The organism is Pseudomonas vancouverensis, assembly GCF_004348895.1.
Classification (GTDB): Bacteria; Pseudomonadota; Gammaproteobacteria; order Pseudomonadales; family Pseudomonadaceae; genus Aquipseudomonas; species Aquipseudomonas vancouverensis.
Genome location: NZ_RRZK01000008.1, coordinates 286,575 through 310,090 on the forward strand (window position 1 = coordinate 286,575; position 23,516 = coordinate 310,090).

22 protein-coding genes are annotated in these 23,516 nt (G+C 61.8%); 5 read left to right on the forward strand and 17 right to left on the reverse strand.

The genetic code is table 11. The features are described 5' to 3' along the window. Window positions 1-1,179, reverse strand: coding sequence for a M20 aminoacylase family protein (locus EIY72_RS09010; RefSeq protein ID WP_093219027.1), 1,179 nt, complete (start codon window positions 1,177-1,179; stop codon window positions 1-3). Between the two features lie 143 nt (window positions 1,180-1,322). Here EIY72_RS09010 and EIY72_RS09015 point away from each other — a divergent pair, with 143 nt between their 5' ends. Further along, complete coding sequence (locus EIY72_RS09015; protein WP_093219030.1) at window positions 1,323-2,276, forward strand: LysR family transcriptional regulator; 954 nt, start codon at window positions 1,323-1,325, stop codon at window positions 2,274-2,276. A 231-nt stretch (window positions 2,277-2,507) separates the two neighbouring features. On the opposite strand, the gene EIY72_RS09020 is transcribed toward EIY72_RS09015, so the two are convergent. From EIY72_RS09020 to EIY72_RS09050, 7 genes are all read right to left on the reverse strand, one after another. Next, window positions 2,508-3,980: an aldehyde dehydrogenase family protein gene (locus tag EIY72_RS09020; protein WP_093219032.1), complete on the reverse strand. Its 1,473-nt coding sequence runs from the start codon at window positions 3,978-3,980 to the stop codon at window positions 2,508-2,510. Beyond that, window positions 3,973-4,800, reverse strand: a complete 828-nt coding sequence (locus EIY72_RS09025) for an ABC transporter permease (RefSeq protein ID WP_093219035.1) — start codon at window positions 4,798-4,800, stop codon at window positions 3,973-3,975. Before EIY72_RS09025 ends, EIY72_RS09020 begins: the two co-directional genes overlap by 8 nt. Window position 4,801: 1 nt before the next feature. Further along, a complete protein-coding gene (locus EIY72_RS09030; protein ID WP_093219038.1) occupies window positions 4,802-5,719 on the reverse strand; it encodes an ABC transporter permease in 918 nt (305 codons plus the stop codon). A gap of 31 nt (window positions 5,720-5,750) precedes the next feature. After that, window positions 5,751-6,893, reverse strand: a complete 1,143-nt coding sequence (locus tag EIY72_RS09035) for an ABC transporter substrate-binding protein (RefSeq protein ID WP_093219041.1) — start codon at window positions 6,891-6,893, stop codon at window positions 5,751-5,753. A 39-nt stretch (window positions 6,894-6,932) separates the two neighbouring features. Next, window positions 6,933-8,048, reverse strand: a complete 1,116-nt coding sequence (locus EIY72_RS09040; RefSeq protein WP_093219044.1) for an ABC transporter ATP-binding protein — start codon at window positions 8,046-8,048, stop codon at window positions 6,933-6,935. 137 nt (window positions 8,049-8,185) lie between these two features. Next, entirely contained in the window at window positions 8,186-8,674 is a 489-nt protein-coding gene (locus EIY72_RS09045) for an RES family NAD+ phosphorylase (protein ID WP_093219046.1), read from the reverse strand. Beyond that, window positions 8,671-9,147 carry an antitoxin Xre/MbcA/ParS toxin-binding domain-containing protein gene (locus EIY72_RS09050; protein WP_093219048.1) on the reverse strand — a complete coding sequence of 159 codons (477 nt, stop codon included), beginning with the start codon at window positions 9,145-9,147 and terminating at the stop codon, window positions 8,671-8,673. Before EIY72_RS09050 ends, EIY72_RS09045 begins: the two co-directional genes overlap by 4 nt. A gap of 625 nt (window positions 9,148-9,772) precedes the next feature. On the opposite strand from EIY72_RS09050, the gene EIY72_RS09055 reads away from it, so the two are divergent. Continuing rightward, the gene (locus EIY72_RS09055) at window positions 9,773-10,081 is read left to right on the forward strand and encodes a DUF6124 family protein (protein ID WP_093230459.1); all 309 of its coding nucleotides are present in this window, start codon (window positions 9,773-9,775) and stop codon (window positions 10,079-10,081) included. 126 nt (window positions 10,082-10,207) lie between these two features. Here the strand turns inward: EIY72_RS09055 and EIY72_RS09060 are convergent, their stop codons facing one another. Further along, a complete protein-coding gene (locus EIY72_RS09060) occupies window positions 10,208-11,032 on the reverse strand; it encodes a response regulator transcription factor (RefSeq protein ID WP_093219051.1) in 825 nt (274 codons plus the stop codon). Window positions 11,033-11,200: 168 nt separating this feature from the next. Then, window positions 11,201-12,424 carry an MFS transporter gene (locus EIY72_RS09065; protein ID WP_093219054.1) on the reverse strand — a complete coding sequence of 408 codons (1,224 nt, stop codon included), beginning with the start codon at window positions 12,422-12,424 and terminating at the stop codon, window positions 11,201-11,203. 134 nt (window positions 12,425-12,558) lie between these two features. Here EIY72_RS09065 and EIY72_RS09070 point away from each other — a divergent pair, with 134 nt between their 5' ends. After that, on the forward strand, window positions 12,559-13,332 hold the full coding sequence (locus EIY72_RS09070) for an AraC family transcriptional regulator (RefSeq protein WP_093219056.1): 774 nt from the start codon (window positions 12,559-12,561) through the stop codon (window positions 13,330-13,332). A 42-nt stretch (window positions 13,333-13,374) separates the two neighbouring features. Here the strand turns inward: EIY72_RS09070 and phnX are convergent, their stop codons facing one another. The 5 genes from phnX to EIY72_RS09095 all read right to left on the reverse strand — a co-directional run bounded on the left by phnX (window position 13,375) and on the right by EIY72_RS09095 (window position 19,302). Then, complete coding sequence (gene phnX / locus EIY72_RS09075; protein ID WP_093219059.1) at window positions 13,375-14,202, reverse strand: phosphonoacetaldehyde hydrolase; 828 nt, start codon at window positions 14,200-14,202, stop codon at window positions 13,375-13,377. Window positions 14,203-14,287: 85 nt separating this feature from the next. Next, the gene (locus EIY72_RS09080) at window positions 14,288-15,160 is read right to left on the reverse strand and encodes a LysR substrate-binding domain-containing protein (RefSeq protein ID WP_093219062.1); all 873 of its coding nucleotides are present in this window, start codon (window positions 15,158-15,160) and stop codon (window positions 14,288-14,290) included. Between the two features lie 40 nt (window positions 15,161-15,200). Further along, the gene (locus EIY72_RS09085; protein ID WP_093219065.1) at window positions 15,201-16,496 is read right to left on the reverse strand and encodes an MFS transporter; all 1,296 of its coding nucleotides are present in this window, start codon (window positions 16,494-16,496) and stop codon (window positions 15,201-15,203) included. 127 nt (window positions 16,497-16,623) lie between these two features. Beyond that, window positions 16,624-17,715, reverse strand: a complete 1,092-nt coding sequence (gene psrA / locus EIY72_RS09090) for an iron-containing alcohol dehydrogenase PsrA (RefSeq protein ID WP_093219068.1) — start codon at window positions 17,713-17,715, stop codon at window positions 16,624-16,626. A gap of 249 nt (window positions 17,716-17,964) precedes the next feature. Next, complete coding sequence (locus tag EIY72_RS09095) at window positions 17,965-19,302, reverse strand: 2-hydroxycarboxylate transporter family protein (RefSeq protein WP_093219071.1); 1,338 nt, start codon at window positions 19,300-19,302, stop codon at window positions 17,965-17,967. 129 nt (window positions 19,303-19,431) lie between these two features. Between EIY72_RS09095 and EIY72_RS09100 the strand changes: the two genes are divergently transcribed. Further along, window positions 19,432-20,349 carry a LysR substrate-binding domain-containing protein gene (locus EIY72_RS09100; protein WP_093219074.1) on the forward strand — a complete coding sequence of 306 codons (918 nt, stop codon included), beginning with the start codon at window positions 19,432-19,434 and terminating at the stop codon, window positions 20,347-20,349. A gap of 175 nt (window positions 20,350-20,524) precedes the next feature. Here EIY72_RS09100 and leuD read toward each other — a convergent pair whose 3' ends face one another. Continuing rightward, a complete protein-coding gene (gene leuD / locus EIY72_RS09110; protein WP_093219077.1) occupies window positions 20,525-21,133 on the reverse strand; it encodes a 3-isopropylmalate dehydratase small subunit in 609 nt (202 codons plus the stop codon). Between the two features lie 3 nt (window positions 21,134-21,136). Continuing rightward, complete coding sequence (leuC, locus tag EIY72_RS09115) at window positions 21,137-22,558, reverse strand: 3-isopropylmalate dehydratase large subunit (RefSeq protein WP_093219080.1); 1,422 nt, start codon at window positions 22,556-22,558, stop codon at window positions 21,137-21,139. Between the two features lie 247 nt (window positions 22,559-22,805). Between leuC and EIY72_RS09120 the strand changes: the two genes are divergently transcribed. Next, window positions 22,806-23,429: an NIPSNAP family protein gene (locus EIY72_RS09120; protein WP_093219083.1), complete on the forward strand. Its 624-nt coding sequence runs from the start codon at window positions 22,806-22,808 to the stop codon at window positions 23,427-23,429. Window positions 23,430-23,516 lie beyond the last annotated feature (87 nt).

Consider the following 23,516-nt stretch of genomic DNA (forward strand, 5'->3'; position numbering starts at 1 on the left):
TCAGACGAGAAAGGTCTCGACCAGGCGTACCCAGTAGCTCGCGCCTGTCGCCAGGCAGTTGTCGTTGAAGTCATAGCCGGGGTTATGCACCATGCAGCCGCCTTCACCGTCGCCGTTGCCGATCAGTAGGTAGCAGCCGGGGCAATGTTCGAGCATCACGGCGAAATCCTCGCTGCCGGTCAGCGGTTGCATGTTGGCGATCAGGCCTTCTTCGCCGACCCAGTCGAGTGCCACTTTGCGTGCGAACTCGGTGTTTTCCGGGTGATTGAACAAGGCCGGGAAGCGTTGCGCCTGGTCGACGGTGACCGTGGCGCGGGCACCGAAACTGGCGGCCTGGGCTTCGGCGACGCGGGTGATGCGTGCAATCAGTTCGTCGCGGACCTCTGACTTCAGGGCGCGTACGCTCAACTGCAAATCGGCATGATCGGGGATCACATTGGCGGCGATCCCGGCGTGGAACGCGCCGACCGTGACCACGGCGGTGTCCAGCGGCGCGACGTTACGCGCGACGATGCTCTGCAAGGCCATGACGATGGCCGAGCCGGCCAGCACAGGGTCGACGGCCTTGTGCGGCATCGCCCCGTGACCGCCGACGCCATCTACGCGGATACTCACGGTGTCGGTCGACGCCATGAACGGGCCGGGCAGAAAACCAAGTTTGCCCTCCGGCAGCCCCGGCATGTTGTGCATGGCGAATATCGCATCGCAGGGGAACAGCTCGAACAGGCCGTCGTCGAGCATGCGCTGGGCGCCTCCGTCACCTTCTTCGGCGGGCTGGAAGATCACCACCAGCGAGCCGTCGAACTCACGGCTGTCGGCCAGGTGTTTGGCCGCGGCCAGCAGCATCGCCGTGTGACCGTCATGTCCGCAGGCGTGCATCACCCCTTCGTGGCGGCTGGTGTAGGGCAGCCCGGTCTGCTCGATGATCGGCAGCGCGTCCATGTCGGCGCGCAGGCCGATGGTTTTGCTGCCGCTGCCGTTGCGCAGCAGGCCGACAACGCCAGTGCCGCCCAGACCGCGGTGCACCTGATAACCCCAGTCCTGCAGCTTGCCGGCCACCAGGTCGGCGGTGGCGAACTCTTCGAAGCTCAGTTCCGGGTGCGCGTGGATGTGTTGGCGCAGGGCGATCATTTCGGCTTCGAGCGCACGAATACCGGGCAGCGCGGGCAGGTTGTTCATCAGGTTCTCCTGGTTTTTATTGGTCGTTATCGGCGGTGGGGCTGATACCCTGCGATCCTAATAAGTTGGCGAAGGCCGCGGCAGTCGCAAAAAGGGTGGGCTGAAAACCAGTGGTTTACACCCCCAGGGTCAGGAGGGAAGGGATGAAGCTGCATCAATTGCGCGCGCTGGTGATGATTGCCGATTGCGGCAGCATTCGCGCGGCGGCGCGGCAACTGGGCGTATCGCAGACGGCAGTGGCCAAGGCTTTGCGTGAGCTGGAGGACGACCTCAACCTGCCGCTACTGGTGCGCAACGCCAGTGGTGTGGTGCTGACCCATTACGGGCAGTCGCTGTTGCAGCATGCGCGGCAGATGCTCAGCCAACTGGAGCGTGCGCAACTGGAACTGGCGCACCTGAGCGATCAGGCCGAAGGGCAGTTGCGCCTGGGCATCTCGCCGTGGATGGGCATGACGTTGCTGCCCGAGGTGGTGACCCTGTTCCGCCAGCGCATGCCGCGGGTGCGCCTGGAGATATTCGAAGGCCTGATGGCGGTGACCTTGCCGCGTTTGCGCGACGGCACCATGGAGTTTGCGGTGGGGCTGGTATCGTCGTTGCTGCCACGCCCGGAGTTCGTCAGCGAACAGATTTTTTCCTACGGCATGGCGGTGGTTGCGCGCCACGGTCACCCGCTGCGCGACAGCCGCAGCATCCATGACTTGCTGGAGCAGGACTGGGTGGTCAACTACCCGGACAGCAACCACGAAAGCGTGATGAATGAACTGTTCTGGCAGCACGGCGCACAGATCGACATGCAGCACATTCACCGCGCCCATTCGCCGCAACTGTCGTTGTCACTGGTCGAACAGACCGACATGCTCAGCTACTTTCCCGAGCCGATGCTGACCATTCCCGGCTACCGCGAACGGGTAGGGCGCCTGGCGCTGGAGGAAACCTTCGCCACCGACACCATCGGCATCGTCACCCGGCGCAATGCCCAGCTGGGTGTGGCCGGGCAGTGCTTTGTTGACTGCCTGTTCCAGGTCATCCGCCGCCGCGCACGGTCGGCCAAGGCGGAGGATGCGGCGTTGTTCGATACCCTGGAACTGCTGATTTAAGCGTCCTCTGTAGGAGCGAGCATGTCTCCGGGCGGCGATCCGACGATGGCGGCATGACTGACACCCATGCAGTGACTGTTAGTCTGCTATCGTCGGATCGCCGCCCGGAGACAAGCTCGCTCCCACAGGAGTCCTCTGTGCACACAAAATCTTTAGACGACTCGGACCACTGTGGGAGCGAGCTTGCTCGCGATGACGGAGTGTCAGTCACCGACAATGTTGAGCATCTTCTTACTTCAAATACCACCCCCAAGCCTTGTCACTGACGTACTCGGTCACCTGCTTGACCTCCAGGTAATTATGCAGCCCCCATTCACCCAGTTCCCGACCGATACCGCTGTGCTTCATGCCGCCCCACGGTGCTTCGACGAAGGTCGGCTGCGAGCAGTTGACCCAGACGATCCCCGCACGTATCTGGTTGGCCACTCGGGCGGTGCGTTGCAGGTCCGCACTCATCACGGCCGCAGCGAGACCGAAGCGGCTGGCGTTGGCCATTTGCACGGCCTGTTCCTCGGTCTTGAAGCGCTTGACGCACAACACCGGGCCAAACACCTCTTCGCGCCATAGAATGCTGTTGTGCCCCGGCTCGTCGAAAATCGCCGGCTCGACGAAATAACCCTCTTTCAAATGGGCCGGACGCCGCCCGCCAGTGAGCAGCTTCGCCCCACTGGCCAGCCCTTGATCGACAAAACCCAGGACCTTGTCGTACTGACCCTGACTGACCAGCGGACCAAGCAACACACCGGGCTCCATGCCCGGGCCGATGCTGATTTTGCGGGTTTCCTCGACCAGCCGCTCGATCAGCCGCGGAGCAATGCCGTCCTGCACCAACAAGCGTGAGGTAGCGCTGCACACCTGGCCCTGGTTCCAGAAAATCCCGAACAGAATCCACTCGACGGCGGCTTCGACATCGGCATCGTCGAACACGATAAAGGCCGACTTGCCGCCCAGTTCCAGGCTGATGTTCTTGATGTCGCGGGCCGCCGCCGACATGATCTTCGCCCCGGTCGGCACGCTGCCGGTGAAGGCCAGTTTGTCCACGCCAGGGTGCTCGGTGAGCGGGCTGCCAGCGTCGGCACCCAGGCCGGTGACCACGTTCAGTACCCCGGCAGGCAGGCCGATACGGTCGGCGGCGGCGGCCAGTTCCAGCGCGGTGAGCGGTGTCAGCTCTGAGGGTTTCAACACCACAGTCGTACCTGCCGCCAGGGCCGGGGCGACTTTCCACGCCGCCATCAGCAGCGGGTAATTCCACGGAATGATCTGCCCGGCTACGCCTATCGGTTCGTGGCGAATGCGGCAACGGAAACGTTCGTCGGGCAAGGCCAGCGGCTGGTCCTGCTGTTGATCCAGTTCCCTGGCCAGCCCGGCGTAATAACGGAAACAACCAATGGCATCACCGATGTCCCACTGGGCTTCGGGCAGGGGCTTGCCGTTATCCCGTACTTCCAGCTCCGACAACGCCTGCTGGCCGCTTTCCAGTTCATCGGCGAGGGCTTCCAGCCACTGCGCACGCTCGGCGCCGCTGGTTTTGCCCCAACCGTTGTCGAAGGCTCGCCGCGCCGCGCGCACCGCGTGGTCAACGTCTTCTTCAGTGCCCGCCGCAACCTTATGGAAAACCTGCTCGGTGGCCGGGTCGATGACATCCAGGTAACCGCCCAGGTCGGGGCTGACCCACTCGCCGTTGATGTAAAGCTGATCACGCATGGTGCGACTCCTGGACGCCGGTGCGGCGGTTTTGCAGATGGCGGGAAGTGAACAGCAAGGCCAGCGACAGGCAGATGATCACCGTGGACACTGCGTTGATCTCCGGCGTGACCCCACGGCGGATCGAGGAAAAGATGTAGATCGGCAAGGTGGTTTCCGAGCCGGCGACGAAGAACGCGATGATGAAATCGTCGAAGCTGAAGGTGAATGCGAGCAGGAATCCGGCCATGATCGCCGGACTGATCTGCGGCAGGGTCACGCGCCAGAAGGTGTCCATTGGCGGTGCGTACAAATCCGCCGAGGCTTCCAGCAGTGCCTTGTCCAGGGAATCCACACGACTGCGCACGATGACCATCACCAGGGCCATGGTGAACAGCGAGTGCGCGGCAATCACCGTGGCAAAACCCATGTTCAGGCGCGGCACGTCGGGCAACCAGCTCGCCAACAGCGGGTTGATCAGGTCGAACAGGCTGATGAAGGCAATCAGCGTCGAGATGCCGATGACGATGCCGGGTACGATGATCGCGCAATAGGTCAGCACGTCGAACAGCAGGCGCACCCTGCGACTGGCCCGCTGCAGGCCGAACACCGCGAGGGTGCCGAACAGCGTGGCAATCAGCGCCGAGCTGAAGGCAATGAAGGCGCTATGACCGAGGGCTTCCATGATGAACGGGTTGCTGAAAGCGGTGCCGAACCACTGCACTGAACAGCACTGGAACGCCAGGCCGCTGCGCCCGGCGTTGAAGCTGAACAGCACGATCAGGGCAATCGGCGCGTAGAGAAACAGGTACAGCGAGGTTGAATAGCTGCGCAGCCACATGTCACAGCCCTCCATCGGCAGGGCGGCCGCCGTAGCGCGCCACCAGTTTCAAGTAGACACCGATGATCAACAGCATCATCACCACCAGCGTCATGGCCAACGCACTGCCGAACGGCCAGTTGCGTGATTGCAGGAACAGGTCGACCAGTGCGTTGCCGACAAAGAACACCTTGCCACCGCCGAGAATCGCCGGGATCAGGAACTCGCCCATCAGCAGGATGAACACCAGCATCACCCCGGTAATGATCCCCGGCGCCGACAGCGGCAGGGTGATCCGACGGAAACTTTCGAAAGCGCTGGCGCCCAGATCCGCCGAGGCTTCCAGCAGGCGTTTGTCGAGCTTTTCCAGGCTGACGTAAATCGGGAACACCATCAGCGGCAGGTAGCCGTAGACGATGCCGATCAGCACCGCCCAGGGCGTGTTGATCAATCGAACATCTTCAAGGCCGAGGCTGGCCAGCATCGCCGGAATGCCCTTGCCGCTGAGGATGAAGATCCACGCGTAGGTGCGGATCAGGAAGCTGGTCCAGAACGGCACGATCACCAGTGTCAGCAACAGCGAACGGTTCTCGGTGACCTTGACCGCGAGGAAGTACGCCAGCGGATAGGCCGCCACCAGGCACACCAGGGTGCCCAGTGGCGCCAGCATCAGCGTGTTGCTGAATGCCGCGCCACGGGAGCCGAGGTTGAGGTAGTTGGCCAGGGTGAAACCACCGGCGTAACCGCCCACGGCGCTGCGCTCGCCGAAACTGAAGACCATGATGATCACCAGCGGCATCAACAACAGCAGCAGGAACCACAGGGTCGAGGGCAAGAGCATCAACAGGGTGATGCGCCGGCCGAGGCTGCGCCGCTGGCGAACCTCGACAGACAGGGCATTGCCCGGCTGCACCAGCGGCGGGTGGACGGTGGCATTCATCGGTGGCTCCTCATTGGCCATGGTCAGGCGATCACGCGGACTTGAAGCGCGCCATCAGTTCGGCGCGGGCCGGACTGGTCAGCGTGGCGGCGGCACCGAACTCCAGCGGGCTCAGGGCTTCGGCGGCCGGGTACATGATCGGGTCGTTGAGCATGGCGGTCGGCAGCAGCGCATCGACTCGCTTGTCACCGCTCGGGTAGCCGTGGCTGAGCACTTCCAATTTGTTGTGCTGCGGGTCGAGCAGGTAGTTGATGAAGGCGTAGGCGGCGTCCTTGTGCTCCGAGCTTTTCGGGATCGCGAAGAAATCACTCCACAACTCGCCACCTTCCTTGCCCAGTTCGAACTGCATCTGCGCGTTGTCGCGGTGCAGTTGCGACGCGTCGCCGGTCCACGACATCGCCAGCCAGGCATCGCCGCTGCGCATCGATGGCTGGATGTCGGAGTTGATCGCGAACAGGTGCGGCTTGGTCTCGATCAGCAGCTTTTCCGCATCGGCCAGTTCTTTCGGATCGAGGGAGTTGAAGCTGTAGCCGAAGCTTTTCAGGGCGTTGCCGATGGCCGTCAACTGATAGTCGTGGACCATGGTGCGACCGCTGGCCGGGCCCTGGGCAGCGGCCCAGAATTCCTTCCAGCTGCTCGGGCCATCCTTGAGCTTGCTGGTGTCGTAGAGCATGCCGGTGGTGCCCCAGTTTTTCGGCACGGCGTAGATCTTGCCGTCGACGGTGCCCTGGGCCATGAACTTCTGCTGGAAGGCCGAGGCGTCGAAGTTGGGAATGCGTGACAGGTCCAGTGGCTCGATCAGGCCGAGGCCGACGTAGGTGCTGATGGTGTAGTTGGTCGGCACCAGCACGTCCCAGCCGCTGCCGCCGGCCTGCAACTTGGCGAGCATTTCTTCGTTGGAACCGAACACGCTCATCGACACCCGGGCGCCGGTGGTCTTGCCGAAGGCGTCGAGGTTTTCCTGACTGTGGTAGTTCGGCCAGGTCGCCAGCGACAGGCGATCACCGAGCTTGGTGGTTTCCGCCGCCTCGGCCGTGGAGGTCAACAGCCCCGGCATGTTGGTGGCGACCACAGCGGCCGCGATGCCCAGGCCCGTGCGGCCAAGGAAATCACGACGGGTGATCGAGCCGTTCTGCCAGCTGCGCAGGGTTTTTATAAAAGTCTTCTGGTCCATAGCACGCTCCACATCCGGTTGATGAAACGAATCGATGATTTACAACGCCATGGCCAGGCCATTGGCGTGATCCCAGCCGACGCGAACCGCTGCGCCGTGTTCGAATGCATTGGCGCCGTGATCCTGCTGGCGCGGTACGCGCACGCAGACCACGCCAAAGGCCTGGGTGCGCACGCGGTATTCGGTGGTGTTGCCCAGGTAGATACGGTCCTCGACCGAACCTGGCAGCTTCACTTCCCGGGCCATGTCGGCGTTGGCGCCGGCAATGCTGATCAGCTCCGGGCGTACGGCGATGCAGCCCGGCGCGTTGGCGCTCAGGGCCTTGCCGTTCGGCGTGAGTGGGCTGGTCAGTTCCAGGCCTTGTTCGGTGCGCAGCACCACCGAGTTGCCGTTGAGCTGGCGCACGGTGCCGTCGAACAGGTTGGATTCGCCGATGAAGTCGGCCACGTAGCGACTGGCCGGGGCTTCATAAAGTTGTTCCGGCGTCGCGGTCTGAATGATCGAGCCGCTGTGCATCACGCTGATGCTGTCGCTCATCGACAGGGCTTCTTCCTGGTCGTGGGTGACCAGCACGAAGGTGATGCCCACTTCCCGTTGCAGGCGCAGCAGTTCCGACTGCATTTCCTTGCGCAGCTTGCGGTCGAGCGCCGCCAGTGGCTCGTCGAGCAGCAGCACGGTGGGCTTGTTGACCAGGGCGCGGGCGAGGGCGACACGCTGTTGCTGGCCGCCGGACAATTCGCTTGGCTTGCGCTGCCCGAAACCGCTGAGGCGGACCATTTCCAGGGCCTCATCGGCCATGCGCAGTTGCTGTTTCTTGTCCGGGCGCGGGTTGCGATAACGCAGGCCGTAGGCAATGTTCTGCGCCACGGTCAGGTGCGGGAACAGCGCGTAATGCTGGAACACCATGTTCACCGGCCGCTCGAACGCCGGCACACCGGCCACGCTTTTACCGGCCAGCCGCACTTCGCCGCTGGTGGGCTGCTCGAACCCGGCGATCATGCGCAACGTGGTGGTCTTGCCGCAGCCCGAGCCGCCGAGAAAGGAGTGGAACGAACCGCGCTTCACCGCGAAATTCAAACCACTGACGGCCTGCACCTCGCCATAGCGTTTGACCACGTTGCAGAATTCGATATCGCTTGGCGGGGTGTCGTTCATGGTCGGGCTCCCTTGCAGTGATGAACAGTGCGTCGGGGGCCAAACTAGCAATGGGGGTTTTGCGGTGTATATATCCCTTGGGGGATAGGCGTGGACAGATACTTGTTTTTATCCGTGGTGGGTTCTCTCACTCATGCTTATTTCAGCAGGCGTGGATCGAGCCCAAAACGTTCCTGTGACACCAGCTTGAATCGGTCTGTTGCCAGGTCACAGCTGACCAGCAGATTCCAGGAGTGGCGAGAGACAGCAGACGGAATCAGTACGAACGGATGCTCGGCCAGTAAACCATCAGCAAAGCTTTGCTGGTTGGGAGAGAGTTCAGATGGGACAAGCCAGTTCGGGTTCGGCACATCTTCGGGCTGCACAACTTTGATGGTGTTCGAATCCAGCACTTCGAAACACGTCAGCACATGAGGCACCCTGTCGAGGGTATCGAAACCTGTGTGGGTGGCGACTTCCAGAATGGCTGTAGCCGGGTCGGCCGAGGCATAGATAACCCGGCGGCCGGGTGGGTTCCATCGGCCACCGGACCGCTGTGCTCCAATGCCGCTGTCCCAGGTATCCTTGAACGCTGCGCGGTCCAGACGCCAGGCGTGCCAGGTTCCATCCCAGGGCAAAGGATTCATTGATAGACCCCGTGTTCAATCCGTGACAGATAGTCTTCAACTACCTGGAAGCCCAACGTGTTGTCGATCAGTTCCAAGGGGATATGGCCCTCAAGGAACTTGCAGGGTTTCTTCAACCAATCCTCTGCCAATGGCTGACTGCCAAACACGTTGATGGCGTGCTCCAGAACCTGTGCGTACTGAAAGGCAACCGTGCTTTGCTGCCGGTTCAAACGCACTGGTTCGGTTTCCTTTGCCAACCGTTGTACGGTTCGAAGCGATTTCCCGGTTATGCGCTGAACGAGGTCGTGCTCCATGTAGAGCTCAGAGGTGGAAATCATGTCCCTGACATCGCTTAAATCAAAACCTTCCTGTGTGTACCGGATAATCAGCATGCGCGTGTCGCCCTTGCGACCATGCAGCAACATCTCGGTCGGCGTGCGGGTGGCACGCTTCGTTTTGACTCCTTTTTCTGTGGATTTGACGGCGGGCATTCCCAGTACCTCCATGCGACATTTGACGCGATCATAGCGCCAAATGTCGTCAGTGGGGTGGTTTGATTTTTCGACGAGTGTTTTGTTCATGCAATGGTTTCACCCTTCATACCCGAAAGAGCACCCTGTCTTGGGCGAGCTGACTTTCTTCCCTAATTGGATACATCACGTTAATGCTCGTGCTTCCGGTCGCCAACCTGAAAAATACGTAGGACATTTCCATTGTTTGCCTGGGAAAATCAGCACCGATAGCCCCGTAAATCGGGGTCTGTACGCGTTTGTTTAACCGCTGTCAGCGTTACTTGATGAAAGCTACAACACCTTGCGTCATTGCCTACAGGTACGCCAGAATCCGCCGGCTTGTGCGTCTAGACCGTGGGTTTTATCGTTTCCCGTCGCTGAAAATCAGCGATCGGGTTTGGTAGCCCGAGTTCGTTCTAGGCGCATCGCGTCACCTTGATGCAGTCATTGTTGAGACTGTGTTTTCTATGGTGGCCATGCGCGGGGCTCCCTTGCGGGCGCCGGGTTCTAGTGCGACCGGTCTACCAACCCGCGTGTGGCCGCCACCCTTCGTTTGGTAGCGGGGGTGATGGCTCTTTTGCTAATCGCGCTAGAGGCTCACTTCATAATCAAACCAACACCCAACCCGCCCGACACCGATCCGACATCCCCGCACGAAAGTCCCGATCCCGGCCCTGCAATCATGGCCACCCCGCGCACCCCCTGCACGATGTTCATCGTCAATCCCGAACTCAGTACAGAAACCTTGCTGGTGCATGCCAGTGAGTCGCTGGCGTCGGCCAATGTCATGGCCAACGATCTGGTGGATCACTTGCAGGGGAGCAGTCGTCATGCGCTGCTGGGGATTGCGCAGGTGATTATGCTGGGGGAACTGGCGGTGAATCGGGCGCTGGATCGGCTTGATCCGCCCTGACCACGATCTTCAAGCCACCGATGGACCTGTGGGAGCGAGCTTGCTCGCGATGACGGCGGTACATTCAGTATTTTGCTGTCTGACACACCGCTATCGCGAGCAAGCTCGCTCCCACAGGTTTTTGCATCAGGCCTGCAGTTTAAGGCTGTGGGCTGGCAGCTGATCTTCGGTCAACTCACGAATAAACAACCCCAACAACTCCGACTGGCTACCGATCCCCAGTTTCGCGTAGATGTTCTTGCGATGGATCTTCACCGTACCGGGGCTGATGTTCAGTTGTTCGGCCACCGAGGCGCTGGAGTGGCCGCGCAGCAGCAGTTGCACGATCTCCTGCTCACGACCGGTGAGGATGTGTGCGCCGAACTGGTCGAAGGCTTCGCGGATTTTGAAGTCGAGGTCCTGCACCGGGCGTGGCTCCTGGGCCTGACGCAAACGCCAGGCTTCGTTGATGACCTGTTCGACCACCGCTTGCGCGCATTCGACCAACTGCATTTCGTCGCGACTGAAGGCGCAACTGGCGCTGGAACGCATCAGCGACAACACCGCCATGGCGCCGCCGCCGAGGTCGACGAAAAACGCCACTTCTTCCGCCAGGCCGGTCTGCTGGTAGTAGGTCAGGAAATATTCGCCGAGGTAGAAGTGGTCCGGGGCGAATTGCCGTAAACGCCACAGCCCCGGTGCCTGACCCCGGGTGCAGGCGAGGTAGAAGGGGTCGAGCAGATACGGCCCGCACTGGTAGTCATCGACATAGATCGCGCGTTTGTCCGCCGAGAAGGTGTCGAACAGCGCCAGTGGCCGGTGGTTGCCTTCGTAGACGAACAGGACGAAATGATCGACCGGGCAGATCTGCCGCAGCCAGTGGCTTAAACCCGACAGTCGCGCATGCCCGGCGGGCAGGTCGAGCAGGTGGGCGACTCCGGTGGTCCAGAGTTTCAATTCCTTGGGGCGCATGGCGACTACAGGCAGCGGAAGTTGGCGATTAGATGCACAAAGTACGCCATGGCGGTTTTCACCGTGGAGTGGGGGCCCGCCAGCGGTGCGCCCTGGAAAAGACGCACCGCAACGGGGCCGGGTGTTACCGAGTGCTACAAAGTTGGTAGCAGAAGTGATCGGTTCAACTTATCCGCGTGCACCACGAGTCGACGGCAGCAGAATGGTCAGGATCCCCAGCAACGGCAGGTACGAACACAGGGTGTAGACGTACTCGATGCCGTGGATATCCGCCAAATGACCGAGCAGCGCCGCACCAATCCCGCCGAAACCGAACATCAGGCCAAAGAACACCCCGGCGATCATGCCGACGTTGCCGGGCACCAGTTCCTGGGCGAACACCACGATGGCCGAGAACGCCGAGGCGAGGATGAAACCGATGATCATGCTCAGCACGCCGGTCCAGAACAGGTCGACGTAGGGCAGGGCGAGGGTGAAGGGCGCAGCGCCGAGGATGGAAAACCAGATCACCTGCTTGCGGCCGATGCGGTCGCCGATGGGGCCGCCGAAGAAGGTGCCCGCCGCCACCGCGCCGAGAAACAGGAACAGGTACAGCTGCGAACTGGCCACCGACAGGTCGAACTTCTCGATCAGGTAGAAGGTGAAGTAGCTGGTGAAGCTGGCCATATAGAAATACTTGGAGAACACCAGCATCGCCAGCACCACCAGGGCGAAGGTCACCCGGCGTTTCGACAGGCCGTGAGTGGCCTTGCTGCCTTGCTTGAGCTTGAACAGGTTGAGGTGGTTGCGGTACCAGCGGCTCAGGCCGTATTGCACAAAAATGGCGAACACCGCGAACAGGCCGAACCAGGCCACGTGGCCCTGACCGTAGGGAATGATGATCGCCGCCGCGAGCAACGGACCGAAGGCGCTGCCGGCATTACCGCCGACCTGGAAGGTCGATTGCGCCAGCCCGTAGCGACCGCCCGAGGCCAAGCGCGCCACCCGTGAGGTCTCCGGGTGGAAGGTCGACGAACCCACGCCCACCAGCGCCGAGGCCAGCAGGATGGCCGGGAAGCTGCCGACCATCGACAGCATCAGGATGCCGATCAGGGTGCAGACCATGCCCGCCGGCAGCAGCCACGGCTTGGGGTGGCGGTCGGTGTAGAAGCCGATCCAGGGTTGCAGCAGCGAGGCGGTGAGCTGGAAGGTCAGGGTGATCAGGCCGACCTGGGTGAAACTCAGGCCGTAGTTGGCCTTGAGCATCGGGTAGATCGACGGCAGTACCGCCTGGATCAGGTCGTTGATCAAATGCGCCAGGGCGCAGGCGCCGATGACGCGCATGACCAGGGGGCTGGCTTGGCTGGCCACCGAAGCGGTGGCCAAAGGTGAAAGCGTGGCAGGGGTAGACATGGGCGATCTTCCGTTAAAAAAACGCAAACTGCGGACGCAAGGCGCAGCCAATTTCAGGGTTCGGCGTTATCCTAGGGCTCGCAAAGTTGCCCGTCTCGCGCAACTCGGGAGCTGACCATCGCAAAAAGGGCGTCATGATCAAGCCATTGGAAAAATTTCTGGTTGAAATCGACGAGGGCGGCTGGAACGTGCGCAGCAGCGCCACCGACTACCCGGAAAACTGGTTCATCCCGCCGCACTCCCACGAGAAGCATCAACTGATCTACGCCATCGAAGGGGTGATGGTGGTGCACTCGGCGCAAAGCCAATGGACGGTGCCGCCGAGCCGCGGCATCTGGATGCCCAGCGGCGAGGTGCATTCGATTCGCTGCGTGGGGCCGATCAAGATGCGCAGCGTGTTCGTGCGGCCGGATGCGAGCCTCAACCTGCCCGCCGAAACCCGTGCGGTGAGTGTGTCGACCCTGCTCAGCGAGTTGATCAAGGTCTCGGTTGATTTCCCCACTACCTGTGAAGCGGATTCGCGGCAGGCGAGGGTGCTACGGCTGATTCTCGATGAGCTGACGATCCTGCCGGTGCTGCCGCTGAACCTGCCGCAACCCGTCGACCGTTGCATCAGCGTGATTTGCGAAGCGTTGCACCGTGATCCGGGTGACGGCTCCACCTTGGCGGAATGGAGCGTACGGCTCGACCTTGACGAAAAAACCATCCAGCGGCGCTTTCGCAAGGAAACCGGCCTGACCTTCGGCCAATGGCGCCAGCAGGCGCGTTTGCTGCTGGCGCTGGAGCGCATTGCGGTGGGCGAGAAGATCATCGACATCGCCGGCGAGCTGGGCTACGACAGCCCGAGTGCCTTCACCACCATGTTCAAGAAGCAGTTCGGCAAGACCCCCAGCGACTTTTTCAAATGAACACGGCCGCCCCTGGGGCGGCCGCTGAAGTCACTGACCGGCTCAGCAACCCTGGGGCGTTTCACCCCGTGCCAGGCGTGCGTTGATGTCGTCGATCACCGCCGGCAGGTCGACGATGGTGTCGATCAGGTAGTGCGGGCGTGAGCCTTCGAACATTTTGCCGATGCGCTGGCGCTCGCTGTCCAGCTGGTCCGCCGGCAGTGCCTTGAACTGCTCGTAGGTCAGGCCCAGGGCGTTGCCGGAGCAGGTTAGCGCCACCGTCCACATCCCGGCGCTGCGGCCTTCGAGAATGCCCGGCCAGGTGTCGTCGACCTTCACGCAGGCGGCGACATCGCTGACGCCCAGGGCGATCACGTTGGCCAGTGCCTGGGCCGGGTGCGGGCGACCGTTGGGCACCTCGTCGGTGGCGACCACGTGGTCGGCGACGTAGCCGTTGTGCCGTGCCAGCTCCACTACTTTCTCCATCACCACCGCCGGGTAACCGGAGCAGGAGCCGATTTTCAGGCCCTTGTCGCGCAGCGCATCGATGGTATTCAGGGCACCGGGAATCAGCGCCGAGTGCAGGGCGATTTTCTCGATCTGCAGCGGCATGAAGCGCTCGTACAGGGCGGTCACGTCATCGTCGGTCGGCAGGCGATCAAACACTTTGCGATAGCGTTCGGCGATCTGTGGCTGGTTGCACAGGGTGCGGATGTGGTCCCACTTGCCCATGCCCATCGGGCCGCGGGCTTCTTCCAGCGAGACCTCGACGCCGAACTCGGCAAAGGCTTCGACGAAGATCTGGGTCGGGGCGAACGAGCCGAAGTCGACCACGGTGCCGGCCCAGTCGAGGACCACGGCTTGCAGTTGTTTTGGTTGTTGGTAGTTCATGGGGCGTCTCCATTTTCGGGTGAGGGTGGGCCGTCCCTCCCGTCATCGGGAAGTAGGCCGGTACAGTTGCAAGAGCGAGGTGGAATCAGCTGATCGGTGTCGGGCTCGAATCGAACAACTCGGCGATCATCGGCCGGTTGCGGCGAATGCCCAGGCAACACAGGTGGTAGTCGATGGAAAACGGGTGATTGACGAAGGTGATGGGTTTGGTCCCCGGGGTTTCGGCGTACTCCACCGCCGAGACGAAGCCGATGCCGATGCCCTTGGCGATGGCGTGCACGATGGCCTCGCGGCTGTTCAACTGCATGACACAGTTCAACTCAACGCCAAGCTGCTTGCAGCGTTCTTCCACCAGTTGCCGGGTGCGTGAGCTTTTCTCGCGCATCACCCATTTTTCTTCGCTGATTTGCTCGACGTACACCGCTTCCTGACTGGCCCACGGGTGGTCTTCACGGACCACGGCAATGATCGGGTAGCGTCGGTACAACTGGGTGTCGAAGCGTTGATCGAACTCGGAGAGGGCGAGGATCGCCACGTCAATGTCGAAGTTGAACAGGCGATCCAGGGTTTCCTTTTCCGGGGAAAACGAGGTTTCCAGCTCGATGTCGGGGTGGCGCTGCATCAGCTCGTAGGTCAGGTTCATCGCGATCGGCGGCGATACCGCGCCGAGGCGCAGCATGCCGGTCTTGCGTTGCTTGAAACTTTGCAGCAGTTGCACGGCTTCGTCCTCCTGGCCGAACAGGCCCTGGGTGATCGCATACAGCTGGTGGCCCGCGGCGCTCATTTCGATGAAGCGCCCGCGGCGGTGGAACAGTTCCACAGAGAACTTCTTCTCCAGCGCGTTGACCTGCTCACTGACCGTGGGCTGGCCGACGCTCAGGTACTCGGCGGCGAGGGTGAAACTGCCGGTTTTCGCCACCGCGTGAAATGAACGAAGCCACTTGTGGTACTGGTACATAGTCGATCCTGTGCAGAAGCCGAGCCCTGGTTTCAGGCAGTCACCGGCGGATGAACAACGCGACCGACGCGCTGCACAGGCAGGCGGTGGTGACCACGATGAAGATCAGCGAGGTGTTGCCGGTGCTGTCGAGCATACTGCCGATCAGCGGTTCCGCCAGACCGGCGAACAGATAAGACGAGAAGTTCATCACACCGGTGGCCGTGCCGGCGCGTTTGGCGCCCACCAGGTCGGGGCACAGCGCCCAGAAACTCGACGCCGGGCCGTAGACGAAGAAGCCGCAGAGGAACAGCGCGATCAGGCCGGTCGCGCTATGCGGGGCGAGGGTCCACATCCACAGGCTGGTGGCGGCACCGAGGAACATGTAGAGCATGATCGCCAGGTAGCGCTTGGAGCCGAACAGTTTGTCCGAGATCCAGCCGTTGCTCAGGGCGCCGATGGCCATGCCCACCGGCAGGGCTACGGTGATCCATTTCGGATCGATCATGCTGTCGCCGCTTTTCCAGTTGGCGCCGAGAAAGTGCACCGGCACCCAGACGATCAGGCCGTAGCGCGCTGCGTTCTGAAACCCCAGGGACACGGCGGCGATGATCAGGCGGAAATTCTTCAGCACGGCTTTGTAGCGTTGCGCCGAGGTTTCGGTCTCGCCGTGGGCGACCTCATGGTTCTTGTCTTCGGCGTTGGCCACACCGGTATCGGCCAGGGGGTCGAAGCCCATGTCCTGTGGACGTTCGCGGGCCACCAGGTAGAAGATGATGCCGCCGGCCAGCATCAGCAGGACCGGCAGGCGGAAGATCCAGCGCCACTCCAGGTGCATCACCTCCAGCACGACGATGGAGGTCACGTAGGACAGCACCGACGCGCAACCCGCGGCGAACACGTAGAAGCCGTAGACCTTGCCGCGCTCGCCGGCGCTCCACCAGTTGGAGATCAGCCGGCTGCCCGGTGCCCAGCCCAGTGCCTGGAAGTAACCGTTGATGCCCCACGGCAGGATCAACCCGGCAAAACCGCTGGCGAAACTGGTGACCCAGTTGGCCGCACAGGACAGCACGGCGCCTAGGGTCATGATGCGCCGGCCACCGAATTTGTCGGCGAGGTTGCCGTTGATGGCCTGGCCGATGGCGTAGGCCCAGAGCATCGCGGCCGAAGCCCAGCCGAGGGTTTCCTTGCTCAGGCCGAACTCGGCCTGGATCCCGGGAATGGCGAAACCGAAGGTCTGCCGCCCCGTGTAGAAGAACAGGTAACAGAACATCGCGGCCAGCAGCATGCGCCACTGGGCGACTCGAAAGGATGATGTATGGACGGCGAGTCCGGGCATGGCTTGGGCACGATTCATGATCTTTTCCTTGTTTTTGTTCTTCGATCCCTTCGTGTCGAGCGAAGGGTGCGCTTTTTTCGGGGCAACAGGAAATCGTCGCGGCTCGCTTCGCCGCAGGCAGTCGTTGTGTCTGGGGTGTGAGGCTCTAGGCCGCGCGTGAACCGATGAAGTTCTTGCCCCGTGCGCCTTGCATGGCGAACTCGACCATCTGTTGGGCATCGCTGGCGTTGACGCCGTAGTCGGCGAACTCGGTCTTCACGTCGAGGCTGTGGAGGAATTCGCGCAAGCGTGTCTGCGCAATCTGCAGGTCGTTGCCGAACACCCGTTGCAGGGTCTTGTCCCGGGCTTCGTCATGCCCCCAGGCCAGGCCCAGCACCAGCGGCAGGGTGAAGGAACAAGCGATGCCATGGGGCAGGCCGTAGCGCAGGGTCATCTCGTAGGAAATGGAGTGGGCCAGCGCGGTCTTGGTGTTGGAAAACGCCATCCCGGCCTTGAGTGCGGCCAGGGCCATTCGCGAGCGCAGTTCCTGGCTGGCGAGATCACGGCGCAACAATGGCAGGCATTCGAGGATGTCTTCGATGGCCGAGACAGCGAAGGTGTCCGAGAGCGGATTGGCGTTGATGTTCCAGATCGACTCCAGCGCGTGGGACAACGCGTCCAGACCGGTGGACACGGTGACGCCGCCGGGCACCGTCAGCATCAACTGCGGATCGATGATTGCCACGGTCGGCCAGGTGCATTCCAGGTGCAGCGAATATTTCTTCTGGCTGGCGCTGTCCCAGATGGTTGCCCAGGGTGTGACTTCGCTGCCGGTGCCGGCGGTGGTCGGCGCGGCGATCAGCTGTTTGCAGCGCGGCGGCACGAAGGGCTTGCCGCTGGCGAGCAGGGCCAGCAGTTCATCGAAGCGCCCGGACTCGGTGCCGACGATCAGTGCCTTGGCCGTATCGATGGCGCTGCCGCCGCCGACGGCGATCACCGTGTCGCAGCTGCCGGCTTGCTGCCAGAAACCCTCGTAGGTGGCACGCAGTTGCGCCACGTCGGGATTGGGTTGCACGTCTTCGATCACGTACACCAGGCGCTCGCCAAGCAGTGCCTGCAGACGGTCGACCAGGCCCAGTCCGCGGGCTTCGGGAAAGGTCACCAGGGCAACGGTCTGCTGTTCGGTGATGTCAGCCAGTTGGTCGAGGCTGCCCCAGCCGAAGCGGGTGTCCACGGGGTTGTGATATCGGGCGGTCATGGCAGGTCCTTGGTTTTGTTGTTGGAGTGGCGCCATGCTCGCGGCCTGAGGCGTGCGGCACAAATCGATAATTCGCAGGTTTGAATCGGCTGGACCGATAACAGCGCCCTCATTGAAAAACCAGTTTTTCCTGTGGCGAGGGAGCTTGCTCCCGTTGGACTGCGGAGCAGTCCCCCCGCTTTTAAAGAGAGGAGCCAGGGCCGCTGCGCGCCCCAACGGGAGCAAGCTCCCTCGCCACAGGGGTTGTAGTCAGGCAAGCATGCGCAACAGGATCGTGGCCAGAATCACCGTCGACGCACCGCCAATACGCGTGGAAATCTGTGCGAAGGGCATCAGCGACATACGATTGGACGCCGACAGGATCGCCACGTCGCCGGTGCCGCCCAGACCGCTGTGGCAGCAGGTGACGATGGCTGATTCGATGGGGTACATCTTCATCAGGTTGCCGATGAAAAAACCGGCCACGGTCATCGACACCACCACCGTGACGCACACCAGCACATAGCCTGCCGAGAACACCTTGACCACGCTGTCCAGCGGCACGTAGAGCATGCCCAGGCCGATCATCACCGGCCAGATGAAAGCGCTGGACACCAGTTTGTAGAAGGTGTGCGCGCCTTGCTCCAGTCGCTGCGGCAACAGGCGAACGTATTTGAACAGCACCGCCGCCAGAATCATCATCACCGGGCCGGGAATGCCGAACACCTTTTCCAGCAAACCGCCGAGCACGAAGAAGGCACAGATCAACAGCACACCTGCGCCCATGACGCGGAAGTCCACGGCGGGGCTCGATTCTTCCTTGATCTGAAACCGGTCGTTCTCGGCCTTGGCGCGAATCAGTGAACCTTGGCCATTGATGTCCGGACGCTTGAGCGCCAGGCGCGACAGGTAACCGGCGCAGATGATCGCGACGATATTGCCGACCACCGCGGCCGGCGCCAGTTGCGCGACGTAGAGGTCCGGGGTGCCACCGAGGATCGCCGAGTAGGCCAGTGACAACGGCAAAATGCCTTCGCCAATGCCCCCGCCGATGATCGGCACGATGATGTAGAAAAACGTGTGGTGGAAGCTGTAGCCCACGAGTTTGCCCACCAGCAACCCGCTGGTCACCGCCGCAAGCGTGCCAACGAGCAGGGGAATGAACATGCGCAGCATGCCCTGGACCAGGATGAAACGGCTCATCCCCAGGATGCTGCCGACCACCAGGCTGGCGATCACGAAGTAGAGGAAGTTGGCGTCCTTCATCAGCAGTTTGGTGGCGTCGATCGTGGGTGCACCGAAGAAGCCGTAGAACACCAGGATTGACGGCAGCATCAGGCACAGAATGGCGCCGCCACCGATTTCCTTGAGGATCGGCAGGCGCGAGCCGAGCTGACCGAAAAAAACGCCCATGGTCATGATCACGGCCAGTCCGCCGATCATGTTCTTGGGCAGGAAACCCAGGTGGGCAGAGAGGTAAACGATCAGGGCGATGCCGAGAAAGACCGGCAGTGGAATCACGCCGATTTCATAGGCACATAGGCGTTTCAGCCACCCCGCATCGCGCAGGGTGTCGGCTTCAAGAGATTGCTCATAGGGCTTGTTCATGTCGCGAGTTCCTCATGTTTGTTTTTATCGAGGATTCAGAAACCACGGTTGGCCGGGGATGGATTGCCACTCGGTAGATCGATGGTATCCTTCGCAAATAGCGTGATAAACAGCGAAAGTATGAGGCTTATGAACACGAATCGTGATCAATTTCCCCTGCCGGAAGACCTCAAGGTGTTCCTCACCGTCATCCGCAAAAACGGCTTTGCCAGCGCCGCCGAGGAGCTGGGTTACTCGCCGGCCTACATCAGCAAACGCATTTCGGTGCTGGAAACCACGCTGTCGACAAGGCTGCTGCATCGCACCACACGACGCATTGCGCTGACCGACGACGGTGAACGGGTGCGGGTCTGGGCGGAAAAGCTGCTCGGCGATTTCGACGATTTCGTTGGTGAGATTTCCGAAGCGCGCCAGCAGCCCATGGGCTCGCTGCACATCTGCAGCAGCTTCGGTTTCGGCCGCAACCACGTGGCCCCGGCGATCTGCGAACTGTCCCGAACCTATCCGAAACTTGAATTGCGCCTGGACGTGTTCGACCGCGTGGTCGACATCATCGGCGAAGGTTTTGACCTGGAAATTCGCGTGGGCGACGACCTGCCGGGACAGCATCTGGGGCGCAAACTGGTGAGCAACCAGCGGGTATTGTGCGCAACCCCCGAGTACCTGGCGCAGCGCGGTGTGCCGCAGACGCTGGACGACTTGAAGCACCACGATTGTCTCGTGTTGAAGGAACGCAACAATGCCTTCGGCGTGTGGAACCTGACGAAGGACGGCCGGGAAGAGTCGGTGCGGGTCAGCGGACCGTTATCGTCCAACAACGGCGAGATCGTGTTGCAGTGGGCACTGAGCGGCGGCGGGATTCTGTTGCGCTCGATGTGGGACGTGAAGCCGATGCTCGAACAGGGACGACTGGTGCAGGTGCTGCACGACTACAGCCAGAGCGCCAACGTCTGGGCGGTGTACCCGACGCGGCTCAGCCAGTCGGCCAAACTGCGGGTGTGTGTGGAATATCTGGAAGCGTACTTCCGTCACCTCTCGCTCGAATGAACCACACAGCTATCCCGGTTGTTCGCCGATTTCGAGTACACCCGATAACCCTGCAGGAGCGAGCTTGCTCGCGATGGTCGTTAACGAAGACGATGGCTCACTGGGTGAACGCGGCGTCTTCGAGTCCATCGCGAGCAAGCTCGCTCCTACAGAAACAGCCTCTCATGGAAGATTTTCATTCAAGCCAGGGATTGTGCGCCAGATGCCGTACTTCAAACTCGCGAATCTGCCCGGCCCGTTGCAAGGTGGTGCCGATCGCATCCAGGCCCAGCAGCAGTGATTGTTTGCGCAATTCATCGATCTCGAAAGGGATCAATGTACCGTTCGTCAATGTGATGGTTTGCTGCGGCAAATCCACGGTGATCTGTGCCGTGGCCGGTACGCTGACCACCGTCGCAACGTGCGCGTGTTGCGCCTCCGTCAGCTGAATCGCGAGCACACCATTGCGCTGGCAATTGTCATAGAAAATGCCGGCGAAGTTTGTGCCGATCAGCGCGCGGATACCCACTTGCTTCAAACCCCAGACCGCATGCTCGCGGCTGGAGCCGCAACCGAAGTTGGCGCCGACCACCAGAAAGGCCGCATCGGTCCAGCCCGCCTGGTTGAGGATGAATTCAGGGTTGGCTTCGCCGGACGAATCAAACCTCAAATCAAAAAACAAACCCCGGTCCAGGCCCTGGCGATCGATGCCCTTGAGAAACTGCTTGGGCATGATCACATCGGTGTCGATGTTGGCCGCCAGCAGGGGCGCGGCGCTGCCGCTGACGATGTCGAATGGTTGCATGGCTCAGGCCTCCAGGATGAAAGTGCGAACGTCAGTCAAATGCCCGCTGATCGCGGCTGCCGCGACCATCGCCGGGCTCATCAGGTGGGTGCGCGCTCCGGCGCCCTGACGGCCTTCAAAGTTGCGGTTGGTACTCGACGCACAGCGGTCACCCGGCGCCAGCACGTCGTCGTTCATCGCCAGGCACATCGAGCAGCCCGACTGACGCCATTCAAAACCGGCGTTGAGGAACACCTGTGCCAGACCTTCCTGTTCCGCCTGATCGCGCACCAGAGTCGAGCCGGGCACGATCATCGCCCGCACATGGGCCGCCACGTGTTTGCCGCGCACCACCCGCGCGACGTCGCGCAAGTCTTCGATGCGGGCGTTGGTGCACGAACCGATGAAGGCATGGCTGATTACCACGTCACTCAACGGCATGCCCGGCTCCAGGCCCATGTAGCGCAGGGCGCGTTGCATGCCCTGGCGCAGGATCAGGTCCGGTTGTGTTGCAGGGTCCGGCACATGGCTGCCCACCGGCGCCGCCTGGTCGGGGCTGGTGCCCCAGGTCACCATGGGTTCGAGCGTGTCGATGTCCAGTGTGACTTCGCGATCGAAAAGCGCACCGTCGTCGCTGTACAGTTCGCGCCATGTCGCCACGGCCTGTTCCCAAAACTGCCCTTGCGGAGCGCGAGGCTTGCCTTGCAGGTAGGCGAACACCTTGTCGTCCGGCGCCATGAAAGCGCCACGGGCACCAGCCTCCACCGCCATGTTGCAGATGGTCATGCGGGCTTCGACGCTGAGCTCGCTGATGGCCGGGCCGGCAAATTCGATGGCGTACCCTGTGGCCCCCGATGCACCGATGTTTTCGATCAGGGCCATGATGATGTCCTTGGACGTCACGCCTGCACCGAGCACACCGTTGACCGTTACCCGCAGGGTCTTCAGGCGTTTGTAGACCAAGGTCTGGGTGGCCAGCAGGTGTTCGATTTCCGAAGTGCCGATGCCGAAACCGAAGGCCCCCAGCGCGCCGTAGGTGGTGGTGTGGCTGTCACCGGCGGCGACTACCATGCCCGGCAGGATGAAACCCTGTTCGGGGGCGACCACGTGTTCGATGCCCTGGCGCTTGTCCAGCACGTCGAACAACTCTATACCGAAGTCGCGGCAGTTCTCCGCGAAGTACGACACCTGTCGCGCGCCTCCGGCATCCGGCATGGTCGCGATGCGCTCGGGGGCGGTCGGGTTGACATGGTCGACCACCGCCAGCGTCGCGCTCGGCCGCCAGGCCTGGCGACCCGCCTCACGCATGCCGCTGAAGGCTTGCGGGCTGGTGTATTCGTTGGCGACCTGACGGTCGATGTACAGCAGCACATGGCCCTGGTCATCGAGTTCGCACACCGTATGGCTGTCGATGTGTTTCTGGTAGAGCGTTCTGGGCTTGTTCATGGAGGTGGGCTGCCTGGACGAGATCACGGGAAACGTAGGCACAGCTTATTCGTCGTGATTTCTGCATCAAGCGCCATTGAGTGAAGGCATTGAACACGGTTTGTGAATGATTATTCGGCGCCGGACCTAAGGAAACTACCTAGCTGTCTGCGCAAATTGCCGTAGGCCATGGGGTTCGCCTCTATACCGTCCCAGCGAGGGCTGACTTAGGCTGTGGGCTTTTGGCAAATCGGTCGGCGGAGTCCTCATGCGTTTATTTGAATTGATCACCTTCACCGTGCGCGTGCGCACGGTCGCTCAGGCGCTGGCGCGTGTTGAAACGGCATTGCAGGACCCGCAAGTCGGCGGCGTGCTCATGGGCTGCTGGGCGTCGGAGATCGGTCAGTTGAACCAGATCTCGCTGCTGCGCGGCTACGGCGATGAGCAGCAGCGGCAAGCCGAGCGCGAGCGTTTTCTGTTGGACGGCCAGGCATTCGGCATCAACGAATTCATCACCGACCTGCGCATCGAGAACTACACGCTGTTTCCGTTCCTGGAGCCACTGAGTGCCGGGCGCCATGGCCCGTTCTACGAGCTGCGGGTGTACGACCTGGTCAGCAGCGGCCTGCAACCAACTCTCGTTGGCTGGAAAAAGGCCATCGAAGCGCGCACCGCCGAGCAGTATTCGCCGGTGTATGCCGCGTTCTATGCCACCGACGGTTCGTTGCCGCGCTATCTGCACATCTGGCCCTGGGCGACGCTGGAGCAACGTTTGCAAGTGCGCACCCAAGCGGTGGCGGACGGCGTTTGGCCACCGGAAAACTCCGGCCCACAGTTGCGTGACATGGCGTCGACCATCTACCTGCCGGCGAACTTCTCACCCCTGCAATGAGCGGCGCGGACCGAGACTAGCCAGCGGTGAATTCAAGATGGTTGAATAGCGCTCCTTGCGCCTGTTATCCGGGCGCGTTCGAACCCT